Here is a 16,142-nt window from a genome sequence, read left to right as displayed (position 1 = left end):
AAGCGCGGCGAAGCCGGGCGCTGGGAGCACCACCCGCTTGCGGGGGACGGCTCGCCGCGCGTCTACCGGTCGGCGACGGCTCGCAAGTGTGCTGGGATCGAAGGTATGAAATCGCGGTTCGTGCCCTACGCCACTACTCCCGGCCGGCTGTTGGCCCAGTTGTTCAGCGACCTGGCCGTCGCGGTATGGACTTTCCTCTGGGTGGTCGTCGGTTTGGCCGTACACAGCGCGGTGTCCACCATCGCCGACGTGGGCCGGCAGGTGCACGGCGGCGCAAACGGCGTTGCCGACAATCTGGCCTCGGCCGGCCATAGCGCGGATCGCATCCCGTTGGTCGGCGGTGCAGTCAGCAAGCCGCTCACCGCGGCGAGCGAAGCGGCCATGGACATCGCCGGTGCCGGGCAGAACCTGGACACCACTGCTTCCTGGCTCGCCGTGGTGCTGGCCGCCGCGGTCGCCGCGCCGCCCATCTTCGGGGTGATGATGCCGTGGCTGGTGTTGCGATTGCGGTTTTTCCGGCGGAAGCTGGCCGTTGCCGCACTGGCGGACACCGCGGCAGGCGAGCAACTGCTGGCGTTGCGGGCGTTGGCGAATCGGCCGCTGCGCCGGTTGAACGCCGTGAGCGACGATCCGGTGGGCGGATGGCGCCGAGAAGATCCCGGCGTCATCCATGGTTTGGCAGCCCTCGAACTACGCTCGGCCGGTATTCGGAGCGCTGGTGTGGGCTGAGCCGCGCGCGCGGCAGTATGTGCCGCCACGGGCTCTAAACGTTGAAGTATAAGTTGATGGGGAAATCGCCGAACGGCGTGTAGAAAACAAAACCGCCGGCTATTTCGGAAAATTCAGCCTCTAACGCATAACCAGCCGCCGGAAACCCAATCCGATCAGCGATTCCGAAAAAAGTGCTCTCGAACTGGAAATCGTTTTCGAAAAGGGCATCCGAAGCCGAGCCCATAGTCCCGGGGAGTGTGAGTTGTAACTCGTCGACGAAGATTAAGCCCCCGTATTCCAACAAGGCGGCGTTTTGGATTCCCAACACCGACGTGAACTCGTTCGCCGGTCCCACGCCGAAAAACGGAGTTTCCACATCTCCTTGGACATCTTGCAGGATGCCCGGGATCTCGAAAATCGTGGTCGGGGTATCGGTGAAGGCGGGGAACTCGCCGAGGAAGGGCGACGGTTCAACTGGTGTGTCCGCTTGCGCGGTGGCGCTGGTCGCCGCCAGCGCTAGCGCGGCTGCCGCGGTGGCCCCGCCAACCACGAGCGCAATACTCCGAACACGACGACCGTTCATGGCCGGCTCCTTTCCATGCTGCCCAAGCGATTACGAGACGTGTTCCGATCAGAACAGCGCGGTGAACTCCGCCATCAGCTGACTCAGATCCGTTGCTGGTGCGCCGGGGTCGGCCGCGGGGAATTCAAACACGGTCACAGTGGGCAGCCCGTAGGCACTGAGCACGTCTTTTATGCCCGCTGCGTCGCTGATATAGGTGTTCGTTATTCCCACCCCCGAGCCGAAAAACCCCTGCACGGTGAACGCGTCAGCGAATCCGAGGGCCGGATCGTTTAGATAGGAATTCACGAACAGCGGTTCCAGTCCCGGTTCGTTGAATCGTACGGGGATGAACGGGAAAAAAGTCGAAGCGTCTTCAACAGTTCCCACGTGGGGAAATGCCGAGCCGTCGAGGACGGCGGTTACTACTGAGTGACTCTCACCGCCAAGAATCGGGGTATAAGAAAAAGTTGAGTGGACCGTATACCACTCATCATCTACAGGGAGGCCAAGCGGATCGGGCTGATGTACATAAATCACGTCGTTAACGTCAGGGGCAGGCGCCGTAAGTGGCCCCCGGTAGCCGGGAAGTATGGCGGCCGAGTAATACGGATAAGAGAATTCCGGTGAAGGCGTGAGATACGGCCATGCATCGTCGATGGCGTCGGCGACGGCAACCGGACTGTGTCCGATGCCGACACCGAGGCCAGTACCCAACGCGGCTCCGAGAAACGCAACCACGATACGAGGATGCAGTGGCGAGCGGGTTCGCATCGTGATTACCCCTCAAGCTCGGTTACAGGTACGTTGTGTACCGCTATAGATTAGCGGGACAAACCGTACCATGTAAACCCCTGTATTCGAAGAACCGATCGGCGCGGCCCTGACCAGCACCGTTGATGGGCGGGTGAGCTGCCCGTCACCGAACCTGCGATCAGCCGTTCCTCCGGAGCCTTACTGGCTAACGCAACAACCGACGTCGGGTAGCCGATCCAGCTGCTGTAGCGATCGGTGAGCTTCGAGATAGGCATAAGCCGCCGATGCGTTTTGGCGTGGCATCTTCCCAAGCATCTTCGCCGCGATCCCGAGTCGCACCATCACATCGCCGACGTGGGCTTCCGGAATGTCCACCAGGTCTGGGCAGGGCCGGTATATTCCGTGCACCGACAACCACCAAAGATCCTCGGGTGCTCGCTGCGTGTCGAGGCTCAACCACACTCTGCTGCGCAGCCCACCGCCGACAACGTCGGCCGCATAAAGCATGATCGCGTCACTGACCGCCACGGTCTTGACACGCTGATCCGCAGCATAGCGACGAGCTTGCGCGAGGGCCCCCTCGATCGCCGTTCGATGGCCGATCAATGCACCGGGCCTTTTCGCCTCTACCACAAGCCATTTGAGGCCCAACCTCGTCAGGACGATGTCAGCAAAATCGACCTGCGGGTTGACGTTGGCGACCGGCCAGTCGAGGACGCTCACGAACAAATCCTCGAGTATGTTCTCGGCAATTCTCTCGACAGCTGGACCGAAAAGTCCGCCTTGCCGAAGTCGTTCCTGCCTGCGCGCGGCGAATGCCGGCCAAGCCGCACGGATGCGCGCGATGTACTTCTGATTAGAAGCGAGGTGCCGGACGGTACCATCGCCGATCGAATCGTCCGCCATCGGATCAACCGCTACAGACCCAGCAAGTCCAAGCCGCCGACAAGCAGAGCCTCAGCGGTGAAGACGCTGACATATTCCGAGGCGTTCAAAAGGTCGCCGATACCGACGCTGAACCCACCGGCCGACAAAGCTTCCACGCCAGCGGTCAGGTAGCTCTCACCCATGCCGAAGTTAACAATAAAGTCGGTTAACAAGTTTGGAGACGCGCCAATCTCGAAGGCGAACGACTCTTGGAGCAGGCCAATCGGTTCATGTGTCAACGCCGCAGCCGTACCAACCAAAACGGTGTCCAATACTGCGAACACATCGTTGTCCACACCGCTGAACAACGCTGCCAGACCGTCAGGCACGTCGCCACTGCCAAAATCAGTAGCAGCAAGGTCGAAATAGCTCTGACCAGTTGCGAATTCGCCATCCACAATGTTGATGATGTCGGTGAACTCATCGGCGCGGGCCGTGGGTGCGCTAACCGCCGACATCATCGCCGCGGCCGAAAAAACGCCCATAGCCGAACCGAAACCCACCATGACTCCGCGCTGCGACTTATAGCTCATGGAAAGCTCCAATCTCCTTTATCGATGCCGAGAAACGCGACCAACCTCCGAGGACGCGATAGCGAAGAGCGCCGCATCCTGATACCAAAACTAGGGTTACCGGTACGTCGTGTACCGGCATATGTTAGCGGGACATGGCGTACCGTGTAAAGCATGAGTGGGAGCGAGTCGGCCGGCGCGGCCACGTCCAGGTCCGTTGACGGGCGAGCGGCCCGGTGGTCGGGTCAGCGGGAAAGGCGTCGCGCCGAGTTCGTGGAGGCGGCCCTACAAGCAATCGCCCGCTACGGCCCGCAGACGTCGACCGAGCAGGTCGCCGGCTACGTGGGGGTGACCCGCACCAAGCTGTATCGGTACTTCGACGGCGCCGCTGACCTGCACCACAGCATCGCGCGGCGAGCAAGCGAAATGCTGATCGCCGCGCAGAGACCCGTGTGGAATCCGACCGGACGCCCGATCGACATGATCACCCACGCCGTGTCGAGGCATCTACAGTGGCGCGTCGACCATCCAAACCTGTACGAGTACCTGACCCGCCACTCGCTCAGCGATGACGACAACGGCGTCGCCGCCATCCGAGAAGTCAACAACGCTGTCGCCACCAACGTAACGCGCACACTCGAGGCATATTTCAAGGCAGTCGGATTGGACGAATCCCCAGTCGAGACACTGAGCTTCGGGGTCATCGGCTTCGTCGAATCGGCCGCCACCCACTGGCTCAACAACCCCGCGCCCCTGCCCCTCGCCGAATTCGCCGCACAAATCGCCGAATGGATGTGGGCGCTGCTGGACAAAACACTGCAGTCCGGCGGGATCCACCTTGACCCTCACCAGCCCATAGCCGCTCCATCCCAAACGCCTTGATTTCGGCGAGATCCCGGCGAGATCCCGATGAGAGCGGTTTAAAAACGGCGTCGCATTCGTAGCAGCCCGGCGACTACCACAATCAGCCACGCCGCCAACGCGGTCCAGAAGAACACCAGCGAAACCGTCTGCATCGACTGCAGGTGCAGCTCGGCGGTCATGGCGTCGGTGGCCACCGAGTACATCCCCAACGGAAACACCAGCGTCCACCATGCCCCGGTGAGCGCCAACACCTCCGGTCGCCGGTTGATGCGGTGCAGACCGAAGTAGACCAGCGGCGGTATCCACGCCGTGGCCAACGCCCACGTGACGACGGTGACGGTGCGCACCCCGTCGGCCAGCGGCCCGGTGGCCAGCTGGTGAATGTGGTTACCGGCCAAGGTCGCGATGGCCAGCCCTCCCATCAGAATCCAGGTGTCGGGCTCGAACCCGTCGCGGTCCTGCCTTTCGGCCACCGCGCGCCACAGGATCAGCCAGGTCATCAGGCCGTAGACGGCAAGCGCCGCTACCCAGATCGGCACGGCCACCCACAGCCACCAGCGGTCGTCGGTGTGCTCGGCAGCGTGCGCGGCCAGGATCGCCAGACCGGAGGTGCCGACGCTGGCCAGCTCCCAAGCGCCGTGGGCGCGGTCCCGCAGCGCCGCCCACCGCTGACCCGCCATGTTGCCAATGGTGAGCACCGTCAACGCCAGCCACGACGCACACGCGATCCCGCCGAGTACCCGGACCACGATCGGGTGGGACATCAGCCGGGAGTCCAGCACCGCGCACCCGGCGACGAACGTGAACAACCGCAGCGTCACGTCGGGGTCCCGCATGTCCCACCGTGCGATTCGGCGATTGCCGACGACGACCACCGCCACCAGAACGAGCAGGGCAAGCGAGGCGAGGATGCCCAGCGCTCCGCTGAGCCACGGGTAGTGATGGTTGCGTGCGGCGATGGACAAGATCCCGGTTGCCATCACCGCCGAGAAGACGTCCGGCTGGACTTTCACTCCGCCCCGTACAGCTCCACCACCAGATGGCGAATACCGGTGTGCCGGTTGCTGCGAGTCCACTCGACGGGCTGAACGACTCGCACACCGCTGAACCGGGACAGCAGCTCCTCGTAGAGCACCCGCAGTTCGAGGCGGGCCAGATTGGCGCCCAGGCAGTAGTGAATGCCCTGCCCGAAGCCCAAGTGCGGATTGGGTTTACGAGTGATGTCGAATTCGTCGCCGTTCTCGAACACGTCGGCGTCGCGGTTTGCCGAACCCTCCCAGATCTGGACCTTCTGGCCCGCCCGGATCGTCTGTCCACCGAGGGTGACGTCGCAGGTTGCGGTGCGCCGCTTGGACGGCGACGGTGACGTCCACCGCACGATCTCCTCTACCGCGGTGGGCAGCAGCTCGAAATCGGAACGCAGCGCCTGCAATTGGTCCGGGTGTTCGGCGAGCGCCAGCAGCCCACCGCCGACCGCGTTACGCGTCGTCTCGGCGCCGGCGCTGAACAGCAGGCTGAAAAACAGGTACAGCTCGAGGTCGGAGAGAGCCGGTGCGTCGGCGTCGTCCAACGTCGCATTGGCGACGAGCGACAGCATGTCGTCGGTCGGCTCGGCGCGCTTCGACGCGATCAGCTCCTGCCCGTAGGCATACATACGCGACCCGGCCTCCTCGACCGAGAGCGAGGACAGGGACGCCTTGCGGGAGCCGCCGAAGTCGAACTGCGGCTCGATGGCCTCGAACAGCCAATGCCGTTCGGATTCAGGCACTCCCAGCAGGATGCAGATCATCTGCATCGGTAGCTCCGCGGCCACGTCGACCAAAAAGTCGAACGGCTCGCCGGGCACCACGGCGTCCAGCAGCCGGCGGGCCCGGGCCCGCAGATCGTCCTCGACGCGGCGGATCATCCGCGGCGTAAGCCCCGAGCTGACAAGTCGCCGGATTTGCGAATGCCGTGGGTCGTCCATCATGTTGAGCACCTGACCGGCAATGGCCAGATCCTGCAACACGGTGCCCCCGAAGGGGCGTTGTCCGCCGGTCACCGACGAGTAGGTCTTCGGATCACGCAGCACCGCAAGGGTTTCCTCGTACGTCGCCACCGACCAGAAGCCTTCGCCGTCGGGGGTGTGCTCGGTGGGTTCGTGCCAGAACACCGGAGCCTCGCGCCGATGGATGGCGAACAACTCATGTGGGAACCCGTGCGCGAAGTTGTCCAGGTCGGTGAAGTCGATCTCCGAGAGGGCGCGCGCGAGAGTCATAGGATCGCTCCCGGGGTGTATTTGGCCGCGTCGGGGTAGCGGGCGACCAACGCGTCCACGTCCGCGGCCACCGCGTCGACCTGGTCGCCGGCGGCGCCGACGAACGTCTGCTTGTCGTCCAGTGCCGCGTCCACCGCGGCCCGGTCCAGCGGTAGCCGGGGGTCGGCGGCCAGCCGCTCGCGCAGATCCGGCTCGGCGCCTTCCCGCATCGCCAGCGCAGCCGCCACGGCGTGCTCTTTGATCACCTCGTGGGCGGCTTCGCGGCCCATCCCGGCGCGCACCGCGGCCATCAACACCTTGGTTGTGGCCAAGAACGGCAGGTAGCGGTCCAGCTCACGCTGAATCACCGCCGGGTAGGCCCCGAATTCGTCGAGCACCGTCAAAAACGTCTCGATCTGCCCGTCGATGGCGAAGAACGCGTCCGGCAACGCCACCCGCCGCACCACCGAGCAGAACACGTCGCCCTCGTTCCACTGGGCGCCGGCCAGTTCGGCTGCCATCGACGCATAGCCGCGCAGCACCACCTGCAAGCCGTTGACCCGTTCGCAGCTGCGGGTGTTCATCTTGTGCGGCATCGCCGACGAGCCGACCTGCCCGGGCGCGAAGCCCTCGGTGACCAGATCGTGGCCGGCCATCAGCCGGATGGTGTGCGCCAGCGACGACGGCCCGGCGCCCAACTGCACCAGCGCGGAAACCACGTCGTGGTCCAGCGACCGCGGGTAGACCTGCCCGACACTGGTCAGCACCGTGTGAAAGCCGAGAAAGTCCGCGACGCGCTGTTCCAGCGCGGCCAACTTAGCCGGGTCGCCGCCGAGCAGGTCGAGGATGTCTTGCGCGGTTCCCATCGGGCCCTTGATCCCGCGCAGCGGGTAACGGTCGATCAGCTCCCGCAGCCGGTTCAGCGCCAGCAGCGTCTCCTGTGCGGCCGATGCGAACCGCTTGCCCAAGGTGGTGGCCTGTGCGGCGACGTTGTGGCTGCGCCCGGTCATGACCAGGTCGCGGTAGGTCACCGCCCGCTCACCCAACCGGGCCGCCACCGCCACCCCGTGGGAGAACACCAGCTCCAGCGACCGGCGGATCTGCAGTTGCTCGACGTTCTCGGTGAGGTCGCGACTGGTCATCCCCTTGTGCACGTGTTGGTGGCCGGCCAGCGCATTGAACTCCTCGATGCGGGCCTTGACGTCGTGGCGAAGCGCGCGCTCCCTGGCGGCGATCGAGGCGAGGTCGACGTCTTCGAGCACCCGCTCGTAATCGGCCAGCGCCGCCGGCGGGACCTCGACACCCAGCTCTGCCTGCGCCCGCAGCACCGCCAGCCACAATCGCCGCTCGGCGACAACCTTGGCCTCCGGAGACCAGATCGACACCATCTCGGCGCTGGCATAACGGCTCGCCAGCACGTTCGGGATGCTCACAATCTCACAGCTTAAGGGTGTAATGCGGCAGGCTGGGCGAATGCACTTCGTCGGTGTGGACCTTGCGTGGGGCGAAATCAATCAGAGCGGCGTCGCGGCCGTCGATGTCGAGGGCCGGCTGCTGCACGTCGGAACCGCTCGCGACGACGCGAGCATCGCCGACGCGGTGGCGCCGTATGCCGGCGACCACTGCTGGATGGCCATCGATGCACCGCTGATCGTGAACAACCCGACGGGTTACCGGCCGTGCGAGACTGCACTCAACCGCGATTTCCAGCGGTTCGAGGCGGGCACGCACCCGGCCAACCTCAAAAAACCCGAATTCGCGCACGGTCCGCGCGCCGCCCGGCTGGCCGAGGCGCTCGCTTTGGACATCGATCCGGCCTCCAGCGCGACACGCCGAGCGATCGAGGTGTATCCACATCCAGCGACCGTCGCATTGTTCCGGTTGTCGAAGAGCCTGAAGTACAAGAAGGGTCCTTTCGCAGACCGTCAACGCGCGCTGCTGCAGTTGATGACGCTGATCGAAGGGCTCGACAAGGCCACCCCGCGGCTGCGGGTGAACCACAACGTGTCCTGGGTGGAGCTGCGCAAGCGGGTAGCCGCCGCGACCCGGCCGGCCCAGCTCGACAGAGACGAGGATCCGGTCGACGCCGTGCTGTGTGCGTACGTCGCGCTGTACTGGTATCACCGGCCGGACGACGTGACGGTCTACGGCGACTTCGCGACCGGCTACATTGTCACTCCGGCGCTGCCACCGGGTGTGGCGCCTGATTCTCGGCGGCGGGTGGGGTCGCAACCCGACGTCGACGACCTACGTGAGCAGGTCTCCCACGTCGCTGGGCTGCTTGCGCAGGCACAGCTGGAACTGAGCGCGATCCGCCAACAACTCGACAGCTAACTGAGCTCCGGTTCAACGCTGAGCCTCGCGGCGTCGACGATGACGGCCTCCCGGTTTCCGTGCCAGCGCTTGACCGCCAGGGTCAGCACCGACAGCATGACGCCGGCCACCACCAAGACCCCGGCCAGCAGATATTGCTGGCCGGGCCGACCGGACAGCGGTGTTACCAGATACATGCAGGCCACACATCCGATGACCGGTAGCGGGGTGGGGGTGCGGAAGTGCCGCTGATCCCGCACGTCGCGCCGAAGCACCAGGACGGCGACGTTGACCAGCGTGAACACGGCCAGTAGCAGCAGCGACGTGGTGCCACCCAGGATCTCGATGGCTTCGGTATTGGCGAAGCTCGTGACGTAAAGGATCAGCACGAACGCGATCGCCGTGGCGAACAACGTGGCCACCCACGGCGACCGGCGGATCGGACTCACCGCGCCCAATGCTTGTGGCAACACCCGCTCACGAGACATCCCGTAGAGCAGCCGACTGGCCATCAGCATGCTGATCAGCGCGGTGTTGGACACCGCGACCATCGAGATGAACGGCAGGATGTCCTTGATCGGCAAGCCCGGCGCCGCGATCCTGACCACGTCGATCAGCGGGGTGTCGCTGACCTTCAGCGGACCGACCGGTACCACCGCCACCGAGACGATCGCCACCAACATGTAGACGACACCCGCGATGCTCAGCGCCGCCAGTAGCACCTTGGGAAACACCCGAACCGGGTCTTTGGTCTCCTCGGCCATGTTCACCGAATCCTCGAAACCCGTCATGGCGAAAAAGGCCAGCGACGTCGCGGTGGTGACGGCGACGAAAACGTTCTTGTCGGCCGCGGTGTCGAACGCGACCGCCCGCGTGTAGTCGACATCGGCGCTGCGGAAAAAGGCCCACAACCCGGCCAGGATCACCAAAGCCAACCCGATGATCTCGATGACGGACAACACGACGTTGAGCTTGACGCTTCCTCCCACGCCGCGCAGGTTCACCGCGGCCAGCGCCGCCATGAACAGCAGCGCGATGACGGCGACACCGCCTGTACCCCAATTGAAGTGGAATGCAACAACGAAGTTCGCTGCAAAGAAACGCGACGCGGTTGCTGCGGACGTGATGCCGGCACACATCACCACAAACGCCACCAGGAACGTGACGAACGGTCTGCCGAACGCCTTTTGCGCGTACAGCGCCGCCCCGGCCGCCCGCGGATACTTGGTCACCAGTTCCAGGTAGCTCAACGCCGTCACACCCGCGACCAGGAAAGCCAACAGAAATGCGGCCCAGGCTGCGCCACCGACTTCGGCTGCGACATCGCCGATGAGGGCGTAGACGCCGGTGCCCAAGATGTCGCCGAGGATGAAGAACAACAGCAGGCCCGGACCCATCACCCGGTGCAGCTGCGGCTGATGCGCGATCGCCTCGGTCCCGTCCATGCTGCCCTACTAACGCGACCGCCGGGCGGTCAGATCTCTACCGGCCGCTGGTCGAACGGCGCAAGCACGTCGATGATATCGATCACCGTCGCCCGGGCGGCCGCACGCGGGTTCTGCTGATCGTCGACCAGCGCCGAGACCACCGCGCCGTCGATCGCGCAAATCAACGCCGACACCATTTCCAGACGCACCGAGCGTCCGGACCGCTCGATGGCCTCGCAGACCGCGTCCGCACGCTGACGCAGGTTACGGCGCTGAATGTCGCGCAGTGCCGGCAAGCGGGCACAGGCGATGTAGCGCTCGTACCGCGAGATCAGCTGCTCGGTCAGATGAGTGCCGCCCTCGTCGCCGACCAGCAGGTCGATCAGCACGTCGGCAGTGGTTTCGGGGCCCCGACGGCGTCGGGACAACGTCGCGACCCGGGCCCGCAACTGCGCCACCTCCAGCATCCCGACGTGCGCGACCGCGCTGGCGATCAGGTCGTCGAGACAGGAGAAGTAATAGGTAGTCGACGCCAGCGGCAGACCCGCCCGGCGCGCCACCGCCCGGTGACGCACCGCCTCGAAGCCGCCTTCGCACAGCAGCTCAGCGGCCGCGCTAACCAGCGCGTACCGGCGACGTTCTCCCTTGGGAGTGACAGCTGCGGTCACGCTTAGTCATGCTGCCAGCCAGGCCGGTGCCGTATTGCCTTTTCTGACAAACGACTACGCGATGACATCGCCGCGGCATGTCGGCTATGGCCGGCCCCTATGATGGCCGGCATGCCAGATCTGAGCCGCCGCACCGTATTGCGCCTCGGCGCCGGCGCGGCCGCCGGAGCGGTCGGCGGCTATGCGTTGGACATGCTGCTGGCCGTCCGGCCTTCGGCGGCGACGCCGGTGAACGTGCCGTTGGAGCCGGCCTCCGCGGCGGCGCCGACCATGGCGACCGGTTCGTTCGTTTCGGCTGCTCGTGGTGGTGTCCGCACCAATTGGGCGATCGCCCGCCCGCCGGGGCAGACCAAACCACTGCGGCCGGTGATCGCACTGCATGGCAAGGGATCCGATGCGGCCACGGTGATGGCCGGGGGCGTCGAGCAAGGTTTGGCCCAAGCGGTCGACGCCGGCCTGCCGCCGTTCGCGGTCGTGGCTGTCGATGGCGGTGGAAGTTATTGGCACAAAAGAGCTTCCGGTGAAGACTCGGGCGCGATGGTGCTGAACGAACTCATCCCGATGCTGGACAGCCAGAACCTGGACACCTCCCGGGTGGCTTTTTTGGGCTGGTCGATGGGCGGCTACGGCGCGCTACTGCTGGGCGGTCGGCTCGGGCCGGGACGCACCGCGGCGATCTGCGCGGTGAGCCCCGCGCTGTGGCTCTCCCCCGGGGCGACCGCACCGGGCGCATTCGACGGCGCCGACGACTGGTCGGCCAACTCGGTTTTCGGGATGCCCGCGCTGGCGTCCATCCCGATCCGGGTGGATTGCGGCACCGGTGATCCGTTCCTTGCCGCGACGAAGCAGTTCGTGGCCCAGCTGCCCAACCCCCCGGCCGGTGGATTTTCGCCCGGCGGACACGACGCGTCGTTCTGGAGCTCGCAGCTGCCGGCCGAACTGACCTGGATGGCGCCGCTGCTGACGGCCTGAGCGCACTGGGTCCGCCGAGATTGACGCTATCGAGGCTGCTCCTCGGTCTTTTGCGCGCTACCGTCGATCTCGGCGAAGGCCTCGCCGTGAAGGTCAGACCTCGATGACCACGGCACCGCCCTGGCCGCCGCCCGCACACATCGCCGCGACACCGAGGCCGCCGCCCCGGCGGCCCAACTCATGTACCAGCGTGGTGAGCATCCTGGCCCCGCTGGCCGCGATGGGGTGGCCCAGACTGCATCCGCTGCCGTAAATATTGACGCGTTCCTCGTCGAGCCCGTACTCACGGCAGGCGGCGATCGGGACCGAGGCAAACGCTTCGTTGATCTCCCACAACGTGACGTCGCCGGGCAACAGGCCCGCTCGCTCGAGCACCTTGCCAATCACCCGCACCGCGCCCAGGCCGGTGTCGCGGGGTTCTACACCCACCGATGCCCAGGTTTTGACGGTGCCCAGCGCGGCGAGGCCGGCCGATCGGGCGTACTCGTCGTCGACCAGCGTCAGTGCGGCGGCAGCGTCATTGGCGCCGCAGCTGTTGCCCGCGGTGATCGAGAACCCGTCGATCTCGGGGTGCAGTACCTTCAGCGACGCCAGCTTCTCCATGCTGGTGTCGCGGCGAGGGTGTTCGTCGACGCTGAATTCCTGCAGGGCACCGTCGGGTCCCTGGATTTTCAGCGGGACGATCTCGTCGGCGAACACACCGCTGTCGATCGCTGCGATGGCCCGCTGATGCGAGCGCAGCGCCCAGGCGTCCATCTCTTCGCGGGTGATCCCCACCGCTTCGGCGGTGTTCCAGCCCACCGTGATGGACATGTCGCGGGTCGGCGCGTCGGGCGCTTCGACGTGGGTCGGCGGCATCCAGGGCTCTTCGAATTCCAGGCCTTGGCCCGGGACACGCCATTTCATCAGCGGGCCGGTGGACAACGACTGCACGCCGCCGCCGACCACCACCCGCTCGACGCCCGAGCCGATCTGGGCGGCGGCGTTGGCCACAGCGGTGAGACTGCCGGCGCAATGCCTGTTGACAGCCTGTCCGGGAACCGACGCCATGTCCAAGGCTGCCGCGGCGTAACGCGCCAAATCACCGCCACCGTAATGAGATTCGGCGAAAATCACGTCATCGACAGCGGTCGGCTCAACTCCCGATCGCCGGACCGCTTCGGTCAGCACCGTAGTCGCCAGCACCTCGGCGGGCGTGTTGACCAGTGAACCTTTGAACGATGTCCCGATTGCGGTGCGGACAGCGCTGACGATGACGGGCTTGGGCATAGTGGGCAATAGTAACAACTACCGTAGTGCCAACGATAAGGCAGGGCAGACCACTTGGCTTACGATCCGACAGTGACTGTGCCGTTCGCCTGGAACCTGCCGTATGCCTGGCCGCGCAAGCCTGTTCTGGCGCGAAACGTGGTGTGCACGTCGCAACCGCTGGCCGCGCAGGCCGGTCTTCGAATGCTCGCCAACGGCGGCAACGCGGTGGACGCCGCAGTGGCCACCGCAATCACCCTCACCGTGGTCGAGCCGGTGTCCAACGGCATCGGAGCGGACGCCTTCGCGATCGTGTGGGATGGCCGAAAACTGCACGGGCTCAACGCTTCGGGCCGATCTCCGGCCGCTTGGACACCGGAGTACTTCGGCGATGACGGCATTCCGCTGCTCGGCTGGAATTCGGTCACCGTGCCCGGCGCGGTCTCGGGGTGGACGCAATTGCACCGAAAGTTCGGACGGCTCCCGTTCGAGCGGCTTTTCGAGCCGGCAATTTCGTATGCCCGCAATGGGTTTCTGGTCTCGCCGACGGTCGCGCAGCAATGGGCAGCGCAGGCGCCGGTCTTCGCGTCCCAGCCGGGATTCGCCGAGACGTTCCTGCCCGGCGGCCGGGCGCCCAAACCCGGCGAGCGCGTCACGCTGACCGACCACGCCACGTCGCTCGAGCAGATCGCCGCGACCGACGGTGATGCGTTCTACCGCGGTGAGCTGGCGGCAAAACTCGAGGCGCACGCCCTGGCGCACGGCGGCGCTATGCGCGCCGGCGACCTGGCCGCCCACCGGGCCGACTGGGTGGGCACGATCAGTCGCGACTATCGGGGCTACACCGTTCACGAGATCCCGCCCAACGGCCAGGGAATCGTCGCGTTGATGGCGCTGGGCATCCTCGAGCAGTTCGATATGGCGTCGTTGGCGGTGGATTCCGCGGACAGCGTGCATCTGCAGATCGAGGCGTTGAAGTTGGCGTTCGCCGACGCACAGGCCTATGTAGCCGATATCGACCAAATGGCGATGGCGCCGCAGCGTCTGCTGGACAGCGACTATCTGCGGCAACGGGCGGCGCTGATCGACCCGGCGCGGGCGAAGCCGGCACGCGCGGGAACCTTCAAGGGCGGCACGGTGTATCTGGCCGCCGCCGACGCCTCCGGGCTGATGGTGTCGATGATCCAGTCGAACTACTTCGGATTCGGCTCCGGCGTGGTAGTACCCGGCACCGGGATCGCATTGCAGAACCGCGGAGCGAACTTCGTTGCAACGCCGGGGCATCCGAATCGCGTCGGTCCCAACAAGCGTCCCTACCACACCATCATCCCGGGATTGCTGACCAAGGACGGTGCCCCGGTGCTGAGTTTCGGCGTGATGGGCGGCCCGATGCAGCCGCAGGGCCATGTACAGGTGGCGGTGCGCATCGTCGACTACGCCCAGAATCCGCAGTCGGCGTGTGACGGTCCACGGTTCCGTTGGGTGCACGGCAACCAGGTCGCCTGCGAGCCTGGTTTTCCGCATGACACCCTGGACGAACTGCGCCGGCGCGGTCACGAACTGGTCACCTCCGACGACTACAACCAGTTCGGAAGCTGTCAGGCGATTTGGCGCCTCGACGACGGCTACCTCGCGGTGAGTGACCCACGCCGCGACGGCCAGGCCGCCGGCTTCTAAACGGTGATTTTCCCCTCTGCGGCCGCCAGGCCGATGTCGTGGCGAAAGTGACTGCCGGGCAGCCGAATCGAGCTCATGATTTGATACGCAGCCGTACGTGCCGCTTTCAGGTCGGCGCCGGTGCCTACCACCGAGAGGACACGACCGCCCGAGGAAACGATCGCCCCGTCCTCGCGGCGTGCCGTTCCGGCATGCAGCACCCCGTCTGCCTCGGCGCCGAGGACAACGTCGCCCATCCGCGGCTTGCCGGGATAGTTCTCCGCCGCCAGCACCACCGTCACCGCTGCGCCACTGCGCCAGCGCAGTTCCCCGAAGTCGGCCAGCTTTCCGGTGGCCGTCGCGTACAGCAGCTGGCCCAGTGGCGAGTCCAGCAGCGCCAGCACCGACTGCGTCTCCGGATCGCCGAAGCGGCAGTTGAATTCGATCACGGCCGGACCTTGCGAGGTGATCGTCAGACCGGCGTAGAGCAGGCCGGTGAACGGGCAGCCGCGTTTAACCAGTTCGGCCGCAACCGGTTCCACTATCTCGGCCGCGATGTCGCGGCAGGCCTCGGCGGAAAGCCAGGGCAGCGGAGCGTAGGCGCCCATACCGCCGGTATTGGGGCCGGTGTCGTGATCGCCGACCCGCTTGAAATCCTGTGCCGGCAGCAGTGGAACCACGGTCTGCCCGTCGACGAGGCAGAACAGCGACACTTCGGGACCGTCCAGATAGGACTCCAACAGCACGGGGTGCCCGGCTTCGAGCAGTGCGGCAGCATGGGCGCGGGCCACCGTGCGGTCCGGCGTCACCACCACGCCCTTGCCGGCCGCCAACCGGTCGTCTTTCACCACCCAGGCCGGTTCGCCGACGGACTTACCGAATCTGTCCAGCGCCGCGTCCAAATGCGCTGGATTGTCGATGATTTCGCTGGCAGCTGTCCGTACGCCGGCCGCCGCCATGACGTCCTTGGCGAATGCCTTGGAGCCCTCGATGCGAGCGGCGTCCTTGCCCGGGCCGAAACAGGCGATGCCGGCGTCGCGTACCGCGTCGGCCACCCCCAGCACCAGCGGGACCTCGGGGCCGATGACCACCAGGTCCGCTTCGACCTGGCGGGCCAGCGCGGCCACCTCATCGCCCGAAGTGATGTCGACCTGGTACTGGTCGGCAATGGCGGCAGTCCCGGCGTTACCGGGCGCGATGGCCAGCGCGTCGACCTGTGGGTCCCTGCGCAGAGCCACCAGCAACGCATGTTCACGGGCACCGGAACCGATCACCAGGACGCGCACGAAA

The 16,142-nt window shown here is 65.7% G+C and carries 16 protein-coding genes; 5 read left to right on the top strand and 11 right to left on the bottom strand.

Going from position 1 to position 16,142, the window contains the following annotated elements:
• Positions 1 to 105 precede the first annotated feature (105 nt).
• A complete protein-coding gene (locus tag MSP7336_RS08640) occupies positions 106 to 729 on the top strand; it encodes a hypothetical protein (RefSeq protein ID WP_113963504.1) in 624 nt (207 codons plus the stop codon).
• A 34-nt stretch (positions 730 to 763) separates the two neighbouring features.
• On the opposite strand, the gene MSP7336_RS08635 is transcribed toward MSP7336_RS08640, so the two are convergent.
• The 4 genes from MSP7336_RS08635 to MSP7336_RS08620 all read right to left on the bottom strand — a co-directional run bounded on the left by MSP7336_RS08635 (position 764) and on the right by MSP7336_RS08620 (position 3,489).
• Positions 764 to 1,294, bottom strand: coding sequence for a hypothetical protein (locus MSP7336_RS08635; protein ID WP_142706770.1), 531 nt, complete (start codon positions 1,292 to 1,294; stop codon positions 764 to 766).
• Positions 1,295 to 1,342: 48 nt separating this feature from the next.
• Positions 1,343 to 2,014 (bottom strand): hypothetical protein, encoded by a 672-nt coding sequence (locus MSP7336_RS23555; protein WP_142706768.1) that lies wholly within the window; start codon positions 2,012 to 2,014, stop codon positions 1,343 to 1,345.
• Positions 2,015 to 2,227: 213 nt separating this feature from the next.
• Complete coding sequence (locus tag MSP7336_RS08625; RefSeq protein ID WP_142706766.1) at positions 2,228 to 2,752, bottom strand: hypothetical protein; 525 nt, start codon at positions 2,750 to 2,752, stop codon at positions 2,228 to 2,230.
• 194 nt (positions 2,753 to 2,946) lie between these two features.
• A complete protein-coding gene (locus tag MSP7336_RS08620; protein WP_113963500.1) occupies positions 2,947 to 3,489 on the bottom strand; it encodes a hypothetical protein in 543 nt (180 codons plus the stop codon).
• A gap of 153 nt (positions 3,490 to 3,642) precedes the next feature.
• Here MSP7336_RS08620 and MSP7336_RS08615 point away from each other — a divergent pair, with 153 nt between their 5' ends.
• The gene (locus MSP7336_RS08615; protein ID WP_084226328.1) at positions 3,643 to 4,350 is read left to right on the top strand and encodes a TetR/AcrR family transcriptional regulator; all 708 of its coding nucleotides are present in this window, start codon (positions 3,643 to 3,645) and stop codon (positions 4,348 to 4,350) included.
• A 38-nt stretch (positions 4,351 to 4,388) separates the two neighbouring features.
• On the opposite strand, the gene MSP7336_RS08610 is transcribed toward MSP7336_RS08615, so the two are convergent.
• Genes MSP7336_RS08610 through purB form a run of 3 tightly spaced genes read right to left on the bottom strand, consistent with a single transcriptional unit; the run spans position 4,389 to position 8,001 of the window.
• On the bottom strand, positions 4,389 to 5,345 hold the full coding sequence (locus tag MSP7336_RS08610; RefSeq protein ID WP_113963499.1) for a tellurite resistance/C4-dicarboxylate transporter family protein: 957 nt from the start codon (positions 5,343 to 5,345) through the stop codon (positions 4,389 to 4,391).
• Positions 5,342 to 6,589 carry a cytochrome P450 gene (locus MSP7336_RS08605; RefSeq protein WP_113963498.1) on the bottom strand — a complete coding sequence of 416 codons (1,248 nt, stop codon included), beginning with the start codon at positions 6,587 to 6,589 and terminating at the stop codon, positions 5,342 to 5,344. The genes MSP7336_RS08610 and MSP7336_RS08605 overlap by 4 nt, the downstream gene beginning before the upstream one ends.
• Positions 6,586 to 8,001 carry an adenylosuccinate lyase gene (gene purB / locus MSP7336_RS08600; protein WP_113963497.1) on the bottom strand — a complete coding sequence of 472 codons (1,416 nt, stop codon included), beginning with the start codon at positions 7,999 to 8,001 and terminating at the stop codon, positions 6,586 to 6,588. The genes MSP7336_RS08605 and purB overlap by 4 nt, the downstream gene beginning before the upstream one ends.
• Positions 8,002 to 8,041: 40 nt before the next feature.
• On the opposite strand from purB, the gene MSP7336_RS08595 reads away from it, so the two are divergent.
• A complete protein-coding gene (locus MSP7336_RS08595) occupies positions 8,042 to 8,902 on the top strand; it encodes a DUF429 domain-containing protein (protein WP_113963496.1) in 861 nt (286 codons plus the stop codon).
• Here the strand turns inward: MSP7336_RS08595 and MSP7336_RS08590 are convergent.
• Both MSP7336_RS08590 and MSP7336_RS08585 read right to left on the bottom strand, forming a co-directional pair.
• Entirely contained in the window at positions 8,899 to 10,326 is a 1,428-nt protein-coding gene (locus tag MSP7336_RS08590) for an APC family permease (protein ID WP_244917439.1), read from the bottom strand. The two genes, MSP7336_RS08595 and MSP7336_RS08590, sit on opposite strands and share 4 nt — an antisense overlap.
• Before the next feature lie 29 nt (positions 10,327 to 10,355).
• Positions 10,356 to 10,976 carry a TetR/AcrR family transcriptional regulator gene (locus MSP7336_RS08585; protein WP_069394907.1) on the bottom strand — a complete coding sequence of 207 codons (621 nt, stop codon included), beginning with the start codon at positions 10,974 to 10,976 and terminating at the stop codon, positions 10,356 to 10,358.
• 99 nt (positions 10,977 to 11,075) lie between these two features.
• Between MSP7336_RS08585 and MSP7336_RS08580 the strand changes: the two genes are divergently transcribed.
• Entirely contained in the window at positions 11,076 to 11,948 is an 873-nt protein-coding gene (locus MSP7336_RS08580; protein ID WP_069394906.1) for an alpha/beta hydrolase-fold protein, read from the top strand.
• Between the two features lie 93 nt (positions 11,949 to 12,041).
• Here MSP7336_RS08580 and MSP7336_RS08575 read toward each other — a convergent pair whose 3' ends face one another.
• Entirely contained in the window at positions 12,042 to 13,217 is a 1,176-nt protein-coding gene (locus tag MSP7336_RS08575) for a thiolase family protein (RefSeq protein ID WP_181786658.1), read from the bottom strand.
• 72 nt (positions 13,218 to 13,289) lie between these two features.
• Here MSP7336_RS08575 and ggt point away from each other — a divergent pair, with 72 nt between their 5' ends.
• Positions 13,290 to 14,873, top strand: a complete 1,584-nt coding sequence (gene ggt / locus MSP7336_RS08570) for a gamma-glutamyltransferase (protein ID WP_113963494.1) — start codon at positions 13,290 to 13,292, stop codon at positions 14,871 to 14,873.
• Here ggt and purD read toward each other — a convergent pair.
• Positions 14,870 to 16,138: a phosphoribosylamine--glycine ligase gene (purD, locus tag MSP7336_RS08565; RefSeq protein ID WP_113963493.1), complete on the bottom strand. Its 1,269-nt coding sequence runs from the start codon at positions 16,136 to 16,138 to the stop codon at positions 14,870 to 14,872. The two genes, ggt and purD, sit on opposite strands and share 4 nt — an antisense overlap.
• Positions 16,139 to 16,142: the final 4 nt, after the last annotated feature.

It is taken from the genome of Mycobacterium shimoidei, from assembly GCF_900417275.1.
Lineage (GTDB): Bacteria > Actinomycetota > Actinomycetes > Mycobacteriales > Mycobacteriaceae > Mycobacterium > Mycobacterium shimoidei.
This window is presented reverse-complemented; position numbering and strand designations above follow the sequence as displayed.